This is a genomic window from Chryseobacterium taiwanense, assembly GCF_000813825.1.
Classification (GTDB): Bacteria; Bacteroidota; Bacteroidia; order Flavobacteriales; family Weeksellaceae; genus Chryseobacterium; species Chryseobacterium taiwanense.
Genome location: NZ_JWTA01000018.1, coordinates 40,148 through 56,738, shown reverse-complemented (window position 1 = coordinate 56,738; position 16,591 = coordinate 40,148). Strand labels below are relative to the sequence as shown.

Here is a 16,591-nt window from a genome sequence, read left to right as displayed (position 1 = left end):
TTGTCTTATAGATAGAAACAGATACATGAAGAATTTAGAAGAGAATTTCAAACTGGCAAAAAAGCAGGATCGGAGAGGGCATAAAGCTCTTTACGACATGTTTTCGGCAAAAATGCTGGCTATTTCAAATTCTTATGTCAATAACCTTCATGATGCGGAAGATATTTTAATGAATTCTTTTTTTATCTGTTTTTCAAAGATTGATGAATGCAGAGAATGGAAAAGTTTTCCGTTTTGGCTGAGGAAAATTGTAGTTAATAATTCGATAAACTTCATCAGGAAAAGTAAAAATATACTGTATACAGATGTTGAAATAAATGAATTGGGAACGATTGATGAAGACTGGGAAGAAGTAGATGAAATCAATATGGATGAAATCTTTTCTAAAATGCCGGACGGATACAGACTGATTTTCAACCTGTACGTTTTTGAAGAAAAAAAGCATCACGAAATTGCAGAAATTCTTAATATTTCTGAGGGAACTAGCAAAAGCCAGTTGAGTAAATCTAAGAAATGGATTGCAGATTTTTTAAAACAAAAGAAAGATGAAAAACAATACGCTCAATAAATTAAAATCCGGCTACGAAGAGCTTGAAATAAAGCCCTCTTCTGATCTTTGGGATAGATTGGAGGGAAAGTTGGAAGAAAAGCCTGGAATCGTATTAAAACCATCTTTTCAGGGGTGGAAATATGCTGCAGTGATTGTTCTTCTAATTTCTTTAGGAACTTTCTTGTATTATAATGCTGATCAGAAATCCCAATCCGAAAAGGTAAAGATTACTCAAAATACATCAGAAAATACTGTGAAATCTGCAGTAGAACAAGATGAACCTGTAGTTTTAAATGAAAATACAAGAGAAAATTCAATTTATCCTAGATCAGATAAAAATAGTGCTCAATCGAATAATTCTTCAGAGAAGTTACCTGAAAAAATAGAACAGTCTAAAAATGTAGCAGTCGCAGAGAAAGAAAATATCATAGAAGAACTTCCTACAGTTTTGACTGAAAAACCGGAAATAGCTCCTGTAAAACCTCAAATTGCAAACCGAAAGAAAACATCTTACATCAGTGCTGATGATTTACTTTTAGGGAGAGAGCTGGATAAAACGAGAAATGAAACTCAAACCCATAAACAATTTGGAGTGTTAGATGTATCAAAAATTAAAATCAAGCGTCCAAATTCTTTACAGATATTTGGTTTTAAAGTGTTCTCAGATTCTACTGAAATAAAATAATTTAACAAACAAAACATTATTATAAACTGGCTAAAATTAGACAGGAAGTATTATTATGCTTAAAAATACCTTACTATGAAAATAAAAATTACTTTATTAGCCTCTACTTTTATCTCTGTTTTTGCTTTTGGGCAGAGTGATAAAAACATTGATTTTAAAATGCAAAACTATACAAAGAAAATAGATAGCATTATTACTTCCGAAAAACAGAAGATGAATGTAGAACTTGATGAGACTCTTGAGAAAGTTAAAGGGAATAAAGTGGCTTCTATTGAAGAAAGACAAAAACTTAAAGCAGAAATCGCTGAGAAATACGAGCAGATTATTAATGAGAAAATAGAAAATGAAAGATTTGAATTAGATAATGCTACTAAAGATCTGGTGAAGAATATTGTTCTAAATCCTGAAGGAAAATATAGTTTGTCTTTTGAACCTTATACAGGGAGAATTCAATTTAAAGGTAAAAGAGTACTGCTTCCGAAAGATTATTTACATTCTTTTAAGCTTTCGATAAGTTTTGTAGGAGCAAGTCTTACTACTAAAAACGAACCCTTTAGATTTTATAGTAAAGATTCTGAGGTAAAGAATTCTGTTTATAATTCAGTAAGTTTCAATTTTAAATACGAAAATCAATTAGGAGGCTTTAAAAGTCCTATATTTTATCGTATTGGCATAGGTACTAGAGCAGACTATTTCGTTCCTAAATATGGGAAAGTTTTTTCTCAGGATGACAAAAACCTCTTTGTACAGGATTTTACAAAAGGTGTACTTAAAAAAACGAGTTTAAATAATACTTATATTATGATTCCGTTGGAATTGAAATGGGTTCTTAATCCTAAATATGTAGAGTTTGAAAATGTTAAATATGTTGATAACAGAGAAACGCAATTTTATGTTGTAGCTGGTTTGTATGGAGGAATAAGAGCTGCTAGTGTGATCTATAATAAATATTCTACCGAATATTCAAACAGAATTGTTGAAAGAGAGACCGTCTCAAAAGGAGTTAATAATTTTATCGTAGGAGGAAAACTGGGAATTGGATATGGTGGTTTAGGATTATACATTCAAAAAGATTTTACCCCGACATTTGATAATAATGCACTTATTAATAGCAAATATGGAATACAAATTGGCTTGGAATTAGTAAGTGTTAATTTTTAAGTTAATAAAATTTGATATGTTTTATTGTGAATTGTTTAAATTTATTTTGAAATTTTTATTATTAATAATTGATTGCCTATAAATAATACGTTTTTAAAACACACTGATTTTAAGTGTGTTTTTTTTTGTATTTTGGCACTTTAAGAAATATGAAAAATATTCAATTAGTAGGGTTAATTTTAGTAATTATCGGTAGTTTTTTGCCTTTAGTTCACGTTCCTGTGGTTGGAAATTGGAATTATTGGGATCTTAATCATTACTTAGCCATTGCATGCTGGATTTTATCAGCTTGTGCTGTTTTTGGCATTGTAAATAATAATATCAAAATAGGAAGAATATTTGGAATTCTATTATTACTGCTATTTTGCTTTACTTTATTCGCAATTAAGTTTCAATCCAAAGAATATTTTAGTTTTTTACCTTTTAAATCATGGGTAGAAACATTTGCTGGAATAGTTAAGTTAAAATGGGGATGGATAGTAGAGTTTTTAGGAGCTTGCTTAATGATTGTGGTGAAAGACAATACAAAGAATTAAAACATAATACATAACCGAAAGGTTCAAAAATTAATAAAAAATAAAAGTATAGACATGAAAGAGGTATTCATTGTTTCCGCAGTAAGAACTCCTATGGGAAGTTTTATGGGAAGCTTATCAACAGTTCCGGCTACAAAATTAGGATCTGTGGCTGTAAAAGGAGCATTAGATAAAATTGGTCTTGATCCGAAATTGGTTCAGGAAATCTATATGGGGAACGTTTTACAGGCAGGTGAAGGACAAGCTCCGGCTCGTCAGGTTGCTTTAGGAGCTGGACTTTCTATTGAAACGCCATCTACTACGGTAAACAAAGTTTGTGCTTCAGGAATGAAAGCCGTTTCTATGGCTGCACAGGCAATTAAAGCAGGTGATGCAGACGTAATTGTTGCTGGAGGTATGGAAAATATGTCTTCAGTTCCTCATTATTATAACGCAAGAAATGCTACAAAATTAGGAGATGTAAAAATGTTGGACGGAATGGTTCTTGATGGACTTACAGACGTTTACAACAAAGTTCATATGGGAGTTTGTGCAGAGAAATGTGCTACTGACTACAACATTACAAGAGAAGATCAGGATAATTTCGCTATCGAATCTTACAAAAGATCTGCAAAAGCTTGGAGCGAAGGGAAATTTGCTGAAGAAGTAGTACCGGTTTCAATTCCTCAGAGAAAAGGAGAACCAGTTATTTTTGCAGAAGATGAAGAATATAAAGCAGTAAATTTCGATAGGTTACCAACACTTCCAACAGTATTCAAAAAAGAAGAAGGAACTGTAACAGCAGCTAATGCATCAACGCTTAATGATGGTGCTTCAGCTTTGATCCTTGTTTCTAAAGAAAAAATGGAAGAGTTAGGTCTTAAGCCATTGGCAAAAATCGTTTCTTATGCAGATGCAGCTCAAGAGCCTGAAAACTTTACAACTGCACCGGCAAAAGCATTGCCAATTGCACTTAAAAAAGCAGGATTAGAACTTACAGATATCGATTTCTTCGAATTTAACGAAGCTTTCTCTGTAGTAGGATTAGCAAACAATAAAATCTTAGGATTAGACGCTTCAAAAGTAAACGTAAACGGAGGAGCGGTTGCTCTTGGTCACCCACTGGGAAGCTCAGGTTCTAGAATTATTGTTACTTTGATCAACGTATTGAAGCAAAACAATGCAAAATATGGTGCTGCAGCGATTTGTAATGGTGGTGGTGGTGCTTCTGCTATTGTTATTGAAAATATCTAATATTTATTTTAAATAGTAAATCAAATCCGGAAGCAGAGCTTCCGGATTTTTGTTTTTAGCATAAACTCCAAGCTAAAATATCCATGAACAAGAGCCCGAATTTTAACCCAATAATAAAATTTCACCGAAAAAAAATAAAAAACTCCGAATATTCAGCGGTTTTGTTATTTTTGTGCTATTAATACTTTTTTGAAATGTCTGAAATTGAGAATCCACAACCTCAAATTATAAAGAATAATCCTAAAATAATGAAAGCCTGGGCGGTCTATGACTGGGCAAATTCAGTATATTCTCTGGTAATTACATCCACTATTTTTCCTATATATTATTCAATTCTTACCACAGCTTACGAAAAGAAAGAATATGTAGAAGAAACAAAATCCTGGATAAATGTTCCGGTGAGACACATGATTAAGATCTTCGGAGAAGAATATCAACCGGATGCGGTATATGGGTATTCATTAACTATTTCCTTCTTTATTGTGGTATTACTATCTCCATTTTTATCATCATTGGCAGATACAATCGGAAATAAAAAATCGTTTTTACAGTTTTTCTGTTACTTAGGAGCTACTTCTTGTATGGGATTAGCGATGTTTACAGGGATGCACAATGTATTTTTAGGATTGCTGTTTAGTATTACTGCGAGTGTCGGTTTCTGGGGAAGTTTGGTATTTTATAACTCGTTTTTACCAGATATTGCAACACGCGATAAACAAGATGCCCTTTCTGCAAAAGGATACGTTTACGGATATATTGGTTCCGTAGTATTGGTAATTATTTGTTTGGTACTGATTCAGGTTTTTGCTAAAGGAGCAGCACAACAATTACTGTTTACAAGAATAAGTTTCTTATTGACAGGAGCTTGGTGGTTTGGGTTCTCTCAATATACATTCAAACACTTACCTCAGTTTGGAGATGTTAAAGAAAAACTTCCGAAAGATTTAGTGCTTCTGAACTATAAAAACATTTTCAAAAAACATGCAGAACAGGGAGGATTCTTTGAAGTATTAAAAGATAATATCAGCTTTTATAAAGATATTGCCAAAGAAAGTTTCAGAGAACTGTTTAAAGTAGGTAAAGGCTTATTTAAAGACAGAAATCTAAAATTCTTCCTATCAAGTTTCTTCTTTTATAGTGTGGGAATGCAGACTATTTTCCTGATGGCTACGCTTTTCGGGAAAAGTGAAATAAACCTTCCTCAGGATAAGCTGATTGGTACTCTATTGGTTATCCAGATAGAAGCAATTATCGGAGCCGTACTTTTCTCAAGATTATCTAAAAAAATAGGAAACAAAAATGTGATTACCATTGCTATTGTTCTTTGGATCGTAGCTTGTATCTGGGCGTTTTTCTTAAACAAAGAAAACCCTACCGTAGAATATCAGTTCTACGGAGTCGCAGCTGTTGTAGGTCTTGTAATGGGAGGTCTTCAGGCAATGTCTAGATCTACTTATTCAAAACTTTTACCCGAAGATTCAATGGAAAATACTACATTTTTCAGCTTCTATGATGTGCTTGAAAAACTGGCGATCATTATCGGGACATTTGTTTTTGCTTTATTTATTGATAAATATGATACATTAATCGAAATTTTTGCTAAAATTGATATTAAATTGCCGTCTGCTTCTGGTATGAGATTTGCGGCTTTTTCAATGGCATTATTTTTCTTTGTCGGATTAATTTTGATACGTTTTCTGAATTTGAAGACGCTTAAAGAAAAAGAAACCCTGTAATTGGCTTGATATTTGCTTAAAATCAGGCGAATTATATGTAACTTTGCATAAAGAAAGTTTTAAAATTGTTGTAAAAGAAATGACAAACCCTTTATTCTACGCAAAAATAATTTTGTTCGGTGAATACGGAATGATCGAAGATTCCCAAGGTTTGGTAGTACCTTACAGTTTTTATAAAGGAACTTTAAAATACTCTGACCTTGCTTCAGAATTTGAAAAAAAATCGAACCATCACCTACAGAAATACTCAGATTATTTAGCTGATTTAAGTTTTTCAGAAGACTTTAAGCTTGATATTGATCATTTTAAAGCAGATATTGCAAACGGACTTTTCTTTGATTCCAATATTCCGCAAGGATATGGAGTAGGAAGTTCTGGAGCTTTAGTAGCTGCTATTTTTGAAAAATATTCGGTTGAGAAGCTTAATCCGGAAACAATTTCTAAAGAAAATTTAAAAAATCTAAAAGCTGTTTTCGGTGAAATGGAAAGCTATTTCCATGGTAAAAGTTCAGGGATGGATCCTTTGATTTGCTATATGAATCTTCCGATTCTTATTGAAAATAAAGAGAATTTAGATAAAGTGGCTATTCCGGATGGTCAGGCAGGGAAAGGAGCAATTTTCTTGATAGATTCAGGAATTACAGGTGAAACCGGACCTATGATTCAGATTTTCTTCGAAAAAATGAAAACAGAAGGGTTCCGTAAGACACTGAAAGAAGAGTTCATACGCTATAATAATGCTTGTATTGAATCTTTCCTTAAAAAAGATATGAATCCTTTCTTTAGAAACCTTAAAAAACTTTCCCATTGGGCGTACGAACATTTCCGTCCAATGATTCCTGAAAGTATTTTTAATATCTGGAAAAAAGGATTAGACTCTAATGCTTACTATCTGAAACTTTGCGGAAGTGGCGGTGGAGGATATATTTTGGGCTTTACCCAAGATTACGAAAAAGCAGAAAAAATGCTTGACGGTTTCCAAAAAGAGGTGATTTACAGATTCTAAACAACCTGGAATGAATTCTGAAAAAGAAACTTTCCAACAGAAAAATTATATTCAGAAATCTTTATTTTACAGATTTTCACAATTCGTGGGCTTTCTTTTAGGAGCTCGCTTTTTTGTGGCTGCTTTACTTACATTTGCCTTATACGTTTCCACATTTTTTCTTTTTAATCAGGACGAAAATTTCAGAAAATTTGTCTTTGATTTTAAGGTTCACGGCATCATTTTCTGCACGGTACTTACCATTCTCGCAGGAGGAATTATTAATCAATTCTATGATTTTGAAAAAGATCATGTGGTAAAACCATTCAGGACCAGAATTCAAAGCTTCATCAAGCAGAAATATTTCTTATATGCTTATTTGTTTTTAAGCATTCTTTCCTTAGGAGTTGCATGGTTAATTTCACATAGAGTATTTTTGTTTTTTGTTGTCTATCAATTTTTTATGTGGTTTTACAGTCATAAACTGAGTCGGATTTTAATTTTAAACAATCTTACTTTTGTAAGCCTTACACTATATCCTTTCTTTGGAATGATGGTGTATTACGGAACCTTTTCCAAGAAGGTATTGTTGATGGCAATTTTCCTGTTTCTGATACTTTTATGCATTGATATTGTAAAAGATACCTTGACGAAAAGTGTAGACAAAGCATTTGGATATGTAACCATTCCGAATTATTTTAAAAGTAAAAACACCAAAATCATTATCATTTCATTACTGATGATTACCATGGCAGTTTCAATGAAATTGATCATGCGTACCGGAATTTCCGGTTTTATGGCCTATTACTTTACAGGAGGATTATTTGTAATGATACTTTGTGTTTATCTTCTTTTGAACCATTCCAGAAAGAGTAAATTTTTGACACTCAATATTTTAAGATTTTGGGTTTTCATAGGAATTATTGCCATGCTTTTAAACGGAATAGAAGGTAAATTATAGAAAAAAATCTTTAAAAAAACTCAGGTTATGCTTACCTTTGCAGAACCCTAAACTATATAATTGTAATGCCCATTTTTAACGATACTAAAGTTGCATTTGCAGATAAATCTGACGCACAGTTAAAGAAAGCGTATTGGATGTTCAAAATGATTGAGCAGCCTGCACTAACTAAAATTGGAACTTCTGTTCTTAATTTCACCGTTCATAATGACTTTCCTTTTGTTACCGGAATTGTAAAAAACACTTTGTTTGAGCAGTTTTGCGGTGGTGAAACCCGTGAAGAAAGTATGAAAGTGGTGAAGCAAATGTTCAAAAGAGGAGCAGGAAGTATTTTCGACTATTCTATTGAAGGTAAAGAAGATGAAGCTACTTTTGATGCGGTTTGTAATGAGATTAAAGATATTGTAAGATTTTCTGTAGGAAATCCTGCGATTCCTTTTATCGTTTTTAAACCTACTGCTTTCGGTAGAATTGATTTGTACGAAGCGGTTGGTAGCAATGCAGAACTTACTTCTAGCCAGAAAGAAGAATGGGAAAGAGTGGTGAGAAGATTTGATGAAGTATGTAAACTTTGCCATGAACATGATAAAAAAGTAATGGTAGATGCAGAAGAAACATGGATGCAGGATGCTGCAGATCATCTTTGTGAAGAAATGATGGAGAAGTATAATCAGGAAAAACCGATTGTTTGGAATACCATCCAGATGTACAGAACCGGAAGATTGGAATATATGGAGGAAAATCTTCAGCGAGCAAGAGAAAAAGGGTACTTTATTGGGTATAAGATTGTTCGTGGTGCTTATATGGAAAAAGAGAGAGCCAGAGCAGCCGAAAAAGGATATGCAGATCCGATTCAGCCGAACAAAGAATCTTCGGATAAAAACTATAATGCAGGAATTGATTTTGTAATGAATCATCTGGATAAAGTTTCTGCTTTCTTCGGTACCCATAACGAGATCTCTTCAGAGCTGGTAATGGACAAAATGAAGGCTAAAAACCTTGAAAATGGCAACGATCATGTATATTTTGGACAACTTTACGGGATGAGTGATAATATTACATTCTACCTGTCTGATAAGGGCTATAATGTGGCAAAATATCTCCCTTACGGACCTGTAAAAGATGTTGTTCCTTATCTTACAAGACGAGCTCAGGAAAATACCTCTGTTGCCGGACAAACAGGAAGAGAGCTTGGTCTTATTAAAAAAGAATTGGAAAGAAGAAAAGGTAAATAACCTTTTCCCATTAAAAAATAGTAAAGCCCTACAAATATTGTAGGGCTTTTTTTATGATTTGCAATGGCTAATTGATTATATATATTAAAAGTATTTAAAACGCAAGTAATTAATAATAAAATATATTTTATATTGATTATTTAATATTTATTTTGTACTTTAGTTGTCTATCATGAAAGCACATGGAATGATTGAATCATTTTAACGTAATACGCTGAAAAAAATAAAGCACTAGCTTTAGTTTCTTCTCAAATATTTTTTAGCCTGGTCTTTTCTTGATCAGGTTTTTTATGGCTCAAAACTTTCAAATTTTCCGTTTTCGTAGAAGATAACAATTCGTTTTATCTTACCTTGTTGATTTACAGATGGTTGATTTATTATTTGCTGATGTGAATTATCTAATCGCTGAGAATCGAATATTTTTTCCTGTGCTGTACTTTGATGCGGTATAAACGATTCTCCAGGACTTTGTTTGGGAGTGATAATTTCAGGCTCTTCAGTCCCGAAATCTTCATCATCTTTCATCATAGTAAAAAGATCGGGAAGGGAAGTAGGCTTTGCAACTTCTTCTTCAACTTCCTCTTCGAAAATTTCTTTCTCTTCCAGTAAATCCGACTTCAGCATTTTACCTTCACCTGTTACCAACCAATCCCAAAGAATCTCGGGGAAGCGTGATTTTATTTTTATGATAAACTCCAAAGAGGGTTTGTTTCTTCCGGAAGTGATGTGTGAAATAGATGAACGTTGAACATCTATTTCGTCCGCAAATTCGGAAGGGGTAAGATTGGAATATTCTATAACCTTGGAAATTCTCTCGTTTAAACTCATAAAAATTGGTTTTAAATGGGATTACAAATGTAAAAATAAAGTTTACAAATGCAAAGTACAAATGTAAATATCTTTAAACTTATTGACAATACATTTGTAAACATGAATAAATAGCTTATAAACAGCTATTTACATTGTTTGTAAAATTAAACTGTAGTTTTTAATAAACAAATTTTCCCCAAAATTCACTTTTTTACATTCTACTTCAAGTAAAAGATGAAATAAATGACTTAATGATTATTTTCTATTTTTTATATCCGCTAAATATCCTGTTAATGGTCTTTTAATAGCTTTTATTGCCATTATTTCAGCTTTTAGGGTAGGAGATACCATAAGTGCCTGATTACATTGCTAAATTCTAGTCTAAAAGTGTAAAATTGACTGGTATATTACCCCTAAATAACCATTAAAAGGGGATTCAAGCATTTACTGCATTAGAGTAAAATTTATTTTTCCAGATAAACCCCTTAAACAACTTAGCAATTTTAGATGAACACTAAAAATGACAAAAATTTTAAAATTTCAAACATAATTATTAACAATTTACATTTGTATAAAATAGTTATCAACAGTGTTTTTAACGTTTTTTGATGTTTAATAGAATTACACCCAAATGTTGATAAATAGGGTAAATTACACTTAAAGTTAAGTTTAAATATAGATTTAGATAAACTTTGTAACTAACTGAATTTAAATAATATAAATACTTTATTTTGAATTATCATTAATCCACAATTTTATCCACAGACATTATGGCAATTTACATTGTTTAGTGTAATTACAAATGTTAATTTTATTTTTCTCTCAAAAATGGTTAAATTTGACTCTTGTAAATTATTACAGAATGAACTTTGAACAGATGTATCAGCAGAATCCTGATTTTCCTAATCGCTATATTTCCCCTGAAAAATTATTTTCTTACTTACAGGAGAATCTCGGCGATTATATTCAAGAGATAGGAAAGTCCTACTTAGGAAAACCTATTTATAAACTAACTATTGGAAGTGGCAATATTGCTGTTCTTGCATGGTCGCAAATGCACGGAAACGAATCCAACGCAACACACGCAATGCTCGACTTGCTTACAACCTTGGATAAAGCTCCTGAACTGAAGGAGAAATTGTTTAGTAAAATTCAACTGGATTTTATTTTCATGTTAAATCCGGATGGCTCGGAAAGATGGACAAGGCTGAATGCTGCAGATATCGACTTAAATAGAGATTTTCACAACGAAGCGAGTACGGAGATTAAATTCCTTAAAGAAACAGTAGCTTCTAAGAAATACGACTACGCTCTGAATCTTCACGAGCAAAGAACGATTTTTACTACAGATGCTATTCATCCTGCTACCTTATCATTCTTGGCACCTTCTGAAGATGTAGAAAGAACCGTGACTGAAAACAGGAAAAAGTGTATGGCGGTAATTGCTGATGTTTATAATCACTTAAAAGAAATGATCCCTAATCAAATCGGAAGATATTCGGATGAATTTTATCCTACTTCTACAGGGGATAATTTCATTAAAGCAGGAATGCCTACCATTTTATTTGAAGGAGGACATTTTGTGGATGATTATACACGACAAGGAACAAGGAAATATTATACTATCGCATTCTATTATGCTTTAAAAGCGATTAGTGAGCTTAATTCCTCAGTTGAAGGTTGGGAAAACTATCTTACGATTCCTGAGAATAGAGAGACCCACTACGATATTATTTACAGAAATGTAAAACTGAATACAGAGCATGAATGTATTTTGGATGTAGCAGTACAATACAGAGAGATAAAGGAAGAGGGGAAGGATGAAATATCTTTTATCCCTTTTGTAATGGAGGCAGGAGATGTAAAACAGCGAAAAGGCTGGCTGGAAATAGACTGTACAGGAAAGAAATTTATTTCGGCTACTAAATATCCTAAGCTGGATGCAGAAGTAAGCTTTACGATAGAAGACTAAAAAAAGCGGAACAATTTGTTCCGCTTTTATTTTATGCTGTTGTCATTTCGATGATAGGAGAAATCTGAGATTCTTCATTTCGTTTAGAATGACAAACTTGTTTTGATTTAGTTTACGACTTTAATTCCATTAGCTACGAATCTGATCTCTTCTTTCGGTGTTGTGATCGCGTCGATTTCAGATTGAGGTCTTTTAGCATCTTCTGCATAATGTTTCTGCTCGTCTATAGAAGTTACTTTTCTTTCAGCAGTTCCGTCCATTACTACCGTTTTACCTTTCAAAGCAGTAGGAACGAAGAATGCGTAGTCTTTCATTTTTACGAAAAACTTAGAATTGTCTTCTGTTTGAATCGTTAACCAACATCCTTTTTTATCACAAACGTCAGTTACTTTCCCTTTTATCGCTACGTTTTCTACCTTCTTCTCTTTTTTAAGCTTTTTACTTAATTTATCTACAGAGATTGCTTTTGATTCTGTATTGGAAGCTACACCACCTCCGTAAGTATCACCTACAAGAGCATTTCCTGCCGGTGGACCTGCTTTCTTTGATTCCTGTGCAAAAGCTAAAGTAGAAGCACTTACCGCTACTGCAAATAATATTGCTTTGAATTTCATTTTTAATATTTTTTTCAAAAGTACTAATAAAAATTGAATCATAACTTCCGAAAAAATTGATAAAAAACAGGTTGTGCCTGAAATTTAAAACAAAATTCTCAACTCAATTGCATATTTATTTATATTTGAGGCCTATACTTCACTATGCAGAAAAAACTAAAACTTTGGGATGCCATTATGCTTGTAATGGGATCTATGATCGGAAGCGGAATTTTTATCGTAAGCGCCGATATGATGCGAAATCTAGGCTCAGGATTCTGGCTGATCATTGTCTGGGTAATTACAGGGATCATGACCGTTGCCGCAGCAATCAGCTATGGAGAGCTTTCTGCGCTGTATCCCAAAGCAGGTGGACAATATACCTATCTTAAAGAAATTTTCGGAAAAAAGATGGGTTTCCTTTACGGATGGGGATTGTTTACGGTGATCCAGACAGGAACTATTGCTGCAGTAGCTATGGCATTTGGTAAGTTTACGGCGTATTTGGTTCCTGCTTTAAATGATGCGGCACCTATTTTTCAAAGTGGAGAATTCAAAATTACCTGGATTCAGGTTTTGGCAATTGCGATTATCCTTTTGCTTACGTACATCAACACAAGAGGGGTCGAAAGTGGTAAACTGTTACAGAATATCTTTACAGGTTCTAAAATTATTGCTTTGGTAGGACTGATCGCTGCAGGTTTTATTTTAGTAGATATTTCGCATTTGGCTGAAAATTTCAGTTTAGGAATGGATTCTTTTAATAACCTTAAAAAAGATACGCTTGGTAATTTTCTGAAAGAAGGTTGGGAACCTATTGGCGGTATGACTTTAATGGGCGGAATTGCAGCAGCAATGGTAGGTTCTGTATTCAGTTCTGTAGCATGGGAAAGTGTAACTTTTGTTTCGGGAGAAATTGAAAACCCAAAGAAAAATGTTGTAAAATCAATGATCTACGGAACAACGGCTGTCATGATTTTATATATTGCTGTTAATTATGTTTACTTAAATGCTCTGGATAGAGATGCAATTGCGTTTGCCGAAAATGATAGAGTAGCGGTCGCTGCTTCTCACTTTATTTTCGGAAGTGCGGGAACGGTAATTATTGCTGTGTTGGTAATGGTTTCTACTTTTGGCTGTAATAATGGATTGATCTTAGCCGGAGCGAGAGTTTTCCAAACGATGGCAAAAGATGGAATGTTCTTTAAACAAGCTGAAAAAAACAATAAAAATGAAGTTCCTGCCAATGCGCTATGGATGCAGGGAGTTTGGGCTTCTTTGCTATGTTTAAGCGGTCAGTATGGGAATCTTTTGGATATGATCTCATTTGTGATTGTATTGTTTTATATGATTACCGTTTTTGGAGTGATTTATTTAAGATGCAAGCAGCCAAACTTGGAAAGACCTTATAAGACATGGTTATATCCTGTGACACCAATTATTTATTTATTGATTGGAGCGGGATTTTGTATTCTGTTATTAATTTACAAACAACAATACACTTGGCCGGGATTCTTAATGGTCTTACTCGGACTTCCAGTCTATTATTTTATTAATAGAAATAAGAAAATTGAAGAATAAATACAAAGCTGCTCAATAAACGGGCAGCTTTTTTATTATAAGTATTTTCAAATGTAGTAATACTCTATTTCGTGAAAAATGTTTAATTTGGTAGTTCTTTTCAAGTAAACCAGAATTATGAAGTAAACCACAGAAGTTGAATCATGGACACACCAAATTACAGAATGCCTTTTATTCCATCAACATTAATGACGGAGGGAGGAAGTATTGACACCTGCGATATGGGTGAAAGTATTGCTCACAATATCATGTTGTTGATAACGACCAAAAAAGGCGAAAATAGATATGATGAAAATTACGGAAACGATGTTTGGAATCTGGAATTCGATAATGGAGTTACCAGTGCTGTTTGGGAAAATGTTTTCATTAAGAGTCTGAAAAGGCAGATACAAGAATACGAACCCCGAATCGTACAGCCGCAAATTGAAGCTCATATTCAGTTTGTAGAGCATAATTACGATACAAAAGAACACACGGAAATTAAGAAAAAAGTAAAAATAGCCATTAATGCAAAAATGGAGATGACGGGAGAGCGTTTTAGCTTTTCGACAGAATTATTTTTGAGCCCAATGTCTATTGATTAATTTTTAATGGTAATCACAAATTATGAATTTAGATCAGAATATATATTCCAAAGAATCGGTAAAAGCGAGAATGCTGCAGAATGCAACTAAAGTTTGGGGGTTGAAAAGTCCGCAGTCTTTAGATCCTTTTGTAAAATTATTAATTGATGCATTCAGTACTGAAGTTTTTAAAGCGAACAACGAAATCCAGACGGTAAATGCCAGAATTTTAGAAAAACTGGCAAAGCTTCTTACTCCGTCTATTTATACCCATCCGGTGCCTGCTCATGCAGTGGCCTTTACAAACCCTACAGAATCTACTGAGGTTTTGCTGGAGCATACCGAATTTTTCTTCAGAAAACAGATGGTTTCTACGGTAAAATCTGAATCTGATAAGCAGATTAATATTCCTTTTACTCCGGTAGGCAATGTAAGGATTAATAAAGCGCAGACTTCTGTCATGTTTGTAGGAAATACATGTTATGGTATTGATGACAGGCTTAATAAAGTTCCCATTGCAAGATTTCAGGGAAGACCGGAAGATTACAGAAAGATCACCATAGGAATTAACGTATCGAAATACAGCAGTGAAAAATTCCCTAAGAATCTAAGTATTTACTGTTCAAATCCTGCTTTTGAACATATTGATTTTGTGTATAAGCTCTTGCCGTATATTACCGTGACAAGTAACAATAATCCATTGTTTATTAGGGAAGGTTTGACCTATCTTAAAGATAATGTAACCGATGGTTATGAGCAAATTTTTAAAGAACAGTCTATCCAGAATAAGATTGTAGAAGACGTTAAAAGTATCTATCATCATAAATTTATAGAAATAAAAGGAATTTCGGAAAGCCTATTTACCGAAGAAGGAAAGTTGCCTGAGAATTTAAATTTTCTAGACTATAAAGAGGAAATCAACAAATATCTGGATGGGAAAAAATTCTTGTGGCTTACTTTTGAATTTCCGCCACAGTTTTCTGCTGAGATCTTAGATAATTTTTCATTTGTACTTAATGCATTCCCTATTTATAACCGAGGCTGGAAGAAAACAGAATACAGTCTTGATATTATGGGGAATAATATTCCTCTGGTAACAGACGACGGAGAACATTTCTTATACGTAGATGAAGTTCAGGATGGTGACGGAAGAAGATATACAGAAATTCCGTTTACACCAAGCGACGATCTTAAGAAAGGGCTTTATACTGTGAGAAAAGGTGGTATGGAACGTTTTTCTAACAGAAATGCAGTAGATATGATTGCAAGTGTACTGGAGCTGACCAGAGATGAAATTGCTGCTTTTTCACTGTTGAACAGAGACAATGTAAAAGGTATTCTGAGTGAAATGTCAGACAGAATGAAGTCTATGATCCAAAAAGTAAATAATGCTAAAAGAAGCATTAAACAAGAGCTGAATTATGTGATCATGGAGCCTGTTGATAAAACAGATCACACTTATGCTTCATTTTGGGTAACACATTCCACATTGGCAAATCATATGCGTCCCGGAACGGAACTTTCCAATCAATTGAAATCTCAGATGTTGGTGCTTCTTACCGAGACTATTGGAGGAGCGGAAGAACAAAAAGGAACAGACAGCATTCAGGCTTATAAATATGCTTTAACCACCAGAGATAAGATTATTTCTTTGGAAGATGTGAAAAACTATTGCAGAATGGTGCTGAAAGATGAGCTAAAAGAAGTAAGAGTAACCAGAGGAACAATGATCAGCAATAAGCCTAAAGAAGGTTTTGTGCGTACGGTGGAAGTAGAGATCATTCCTCAAAACTATTCTTTTTACGGAAGAATGTACTGGGAAAATATGGCGAATATGCTTAGAAACCGTATTATTTCAAAAGCAATAGACGGAATTGAGTATGTCGTAAAAGTAACGAATGAAGATTCTGATTTTTCTGATAATTAAGATTTGAAATAAATAAACAGTTTCGGGCGAACCTTTGGTTCGCCCGAAACTGTTTAAAAACAC

General features: G+C 33.5%; 15 protein-coding genes. 13 read left to right on the top strand and 2 right to left on the bottom strand.

The annotated features are described in order from the left end of the window. Window positions 1-25: 25 nt before the first annotated feature. The 9 genes from RM51_RS16960 (at window position 26) to RM51_RS16920 (ending at window position 9,082) form a co-directional block, all read left to right on the top strand. Window positions 26-568, top strand: coding sequence for an RNA polymerase sigma factor (locus tag RM51_RS16960; RefSeq protein ID WP_039372374.1), 543 nt, complete (start codon window positions 26-28; stop codon window positions 566-568). Beyond that, a complete protein-coding gene (locus RM51_RS16955) occupies window positions 546-1,235 on the top strand; it encodes a hypothetical protein (protein WP_039372372.1) in 690 nt (229 codons plus the stop codon). Before RM51_RS16960 ends, RM51_RS16955 begins: the two co-directional genes overlap by 23 nt. A 75-nt stretch (window positions 1,236-1,310) precedes the next feature. Beyond that, the gene (locus RM51_RS16950) at window positions 1,311-2,396 is read left to right on the top strand and encodes a hypothetical protein (RefSeq protein ID WP_039372370.1); all 1,086 of its coding nucleotides are present in this window, start codon (window positions 1,311-1,313) and stop codon (window positions 2,394-2,396) included. A gap of 149 nt (window positions 2,397-2,545) precedes the next feature. Continuing rightward, window positions 2,546-2,932: a hypothetical protein gene (locus RM51_RS16945; protein ID WP_039372369.1), complete on the top strand. Its 387-nt coding sequence runs from the start codon at window positions 2,546-2,548 to the stop codon at window positions 2,930-2,932. Between the two features lie 54 nt (window positions 2,933-2,986). Next, entirely contained in the window at window positions 2,987-4,165 is a 1,179-nt protein-coding gene (locus RM51_RS16940; RefSeq protein WP_039372367.1) for an acetyl-CoA C-acyltransferase, read from the top strand. Between the two features lie 194 nt (window positions 4,166-4,359). Then, window positions 4,360-5,901, top strand: coding sequence for an MFS transporter (locus RM51_RS16935; protein ID WP_039372365.1), 1,542 nt, complete (start codon window positions 4,360-4,362; stop codon window positions 5,899-5,901). 79 nt (window positions 5,902-5,980) lie between these two features. After that, window positions 5,981-6,907, top strand: coding sequence for a mevalonate kinase family protein (locus tag RM51_RS16930; RefSeq protein ID WP_039372507.1), 927 nt, complete (start codon window positions 5,981-5,983; stop codon window positions 6,905-6,907). Between the two features lie 10 nt (window positions 6,908-6,917). Further along, window positions 6,918-7,847: a UbiA family prenyltransferase gene (locus tag RM51_RS16925; RefSeq protein ID WP_052248547.1), complete on the top strand. Its 930-nt coding sequence runs from the start codon at window positions 6,918-6,920 to the stop codon at window positions 7,845-7,847. 65 nt (window positions 7,848-7,912) lie between these two features. Further along, window positions 7,913-9,082, top strand: coding sequence for a proline dehydrogenase family protein (locus RM51_RS16920; RefSeq protein WP_039372364.1), 1,170 nt, complete (start codon window positions 7,913-7,915; stop codon window positions 9,080-9,082). Between the two features lie 288 nt (window positions 9,083-9,370). Here the strand turns inward: RM51_RS16920 and RM51_RS16915 are convergent, their stop codons facing one another. Next, complete coding sequence (locus tag RM51_RS16915) at window positions 9,371-9,910, bottom strand: helix-turn-helix transcriptional regulator (RefSeq protein WP_039372363.1); 540 nt, start codon at window positions 9,908-9,910, stop codon at window positions 9,371-9,373. Between the two features lie 844 nt (window positions 9,911-10,754). Between RM51_RS16915 and RM51_RS16910 the strand changes: the two genes are divergently transcribed. Beyond that, window positions 10,755-11,864 (top strand): M14 family zinc carboxypeptidase, encoded by a 1,110-nt coding sequence (locus tag RM51_RS16910; RefSeq protein ID WP_039372501.1) that lies wholly within the window; start codon window positions 10,755-10,757, stop codon window positions 11,862-11,864. Window positions 11,865-11,971: 107 nt separating this feature from the next. Here the strand turns inward: RM51_RS16910 and RM51_RS16905 are convergent, their stop codons facing one another. Further along, window positions 11,972-12,478 carry a DUF4920 domain-containing protein gene (locus RM51_RS16905; RefSeq protein WP_039372499.1) on the bottom strand — a complete coding sequence of 169 codons (507 nt, stop codon included), beginning with the start codon at window positions 12,476-12,478 and terminating at the stop codon, window positions 11,972-11,974. A gap of 144 nt (window positions 12,479-12,622) precedes the next feature. Here RM51_RS16905 and RM51_RS16900 point away from each other — a divergent pair, with 144 nt between their 5' ends. The 3 genes from RM51_RS16900 (at window position 12,623) to RM51_RS16890 (ending at window position 16,528) form a co-directional block, all read left to right on the top strand. After that, entirely contained in the window at window positions 12,623-14,038 is a 1,416-nt protein-coding gene (locus RM51_RS16900) for an APC family permease (RefSeq protein ID WP_039372361.1), read from the top strand. A 143-nt stretch (window positions 14,039-14,181) separates the two neighbouring features. After that, window positions 14,182-14,622: a GPW/gp25 family protein gene (locus tag RM51_RS16895; RefSeq protein WP_039372354.1), complete on the top strand. Its 441-nt coding sequence runs from the start codon at window positions 14,182-14,184 to the stop codon at window positions 14,620-14,622. Between the two features lie 22 nt (window positions 14,623-14,644). Further along, on the top strand, window positions 14,645-16,528 hold the full coding sequence (locus RM51_RS16890) for a type VI secretion system baseplate subunit TssF (RefSeq protein ID WP_039372351.1): 1,884 nt from the start codon (window positions 14,645-14,647) through the stop codon (window positions 16,526-16,528). The last annotated feature ends 63 nt before the right edge of the window (window positions 16,529-16,591 follow it).

Excerpts from the sequence above, each read along its gene's own strand:
- RM51_RS16900 (WP_039372361.1), top strand. The coding sequence starts at position 12,623 with ATGCAGAAAAAACTAAAACTTTGGGATGCCATTATGCTTGTAATGGGA.
- RM51_RS16895 (WP_039372354.1), top strand. The coding sequence starts at position 14,182 with ATGGACACACCAAATTACAGAATGCCTTTTATTCCATCAACATTAATG.
- RM51_RS16945 (WP_039372369.1), top strand. The coding sequence starts at position 2,546 with ATGAAAAATATTCAATTAGTAGGGTTAATTTTAGTAATTATCGGTAGT.
- RM51_RS16925 (WP_052248547.1), top strand. The coding sequence starts at position 6,918 with ATGAATTCTGAAAAAGAAACTTTCCAACAGAAAAATTATATTCAGAAA.
- RM51_RS16930 (WP_039372507.1), top strand. The coding sequence starts at position 5,981 with ATGACAAACCCTTTATTCTACGCAAAAATAATTTTGTTCGGTGAATAC.
- RM51_RS16940 (WP_039372367.1), top strand. The coding sequence starts at position 2,987 with ATGAAAGAGGTATTCATTGTTTCCGCAGTAAGAACTCCTATGGGAAGT.
- RM51_RS16915 (WP_039372363.1), bottom strand. The coding sequence starts at position 9,910 with ATGAGTTTAAACGAGAGAATTTCCAAGGTTATAGAATATTCCAATCTT.
- RM51_RS16910 (WP_039372501.1), top strand. The coding sequence starts at position 10,755 with ATGAACTTTGAACAGATGTATCAGCAGAATCCTGATTTTCCTAATCGC.
- RM51_RS16905 (WP_039372499.1), bottom strand. The coding sequence starts at position 12,478 with ATGAAATTCAAAGCAATATTATTTGCAGTAGCGGTAAGTGCTTCTACT.
- RM51_RS16955 (WP_039372372.1), top strand. The coding sequence starts at position 546 with ATGAAAAACAATACGCTCAATAAATTAAAATCCGGCTACGAAGAGCTT.
- RM51_RS16920 (WP_039372364.1), top strand. The coding sequence starts at position 7,913 with ATGCCCATTTTTAACGATACTAAAGTTGCATTTGCAGATAAATCTGAC.
- RM51_RS16935 (WP_039372365.1), top strand. The coding sequence starts at position 4,360 with ATGTCTGAAATTGAGAATCCACAACCTCAAATTATAAAGAATAATCCT.
- RM51_RS16950 (WP_039372370.1), top strand. The coding sequence starts at position 1,311 with ATGAAAATAAAAATTACTTTATTAGCCTCTACTTTTATCTCTGTTTTT.
- RM51_RS16890 (WP_039372351.1), top strand. The coding sequence starts at position 14,645 with ATGAATTTAGATCAGAATATATATTCCAAAGAATCGGTAAAAGCGAGA.
- RM51_RS16960 (WP_039372374.1), top strand. The coding sequence starts at position 26 with ATGAAGAATTTAGAAGAGAATTTCAAACTGGCAAAAAAGCAGGATCGG.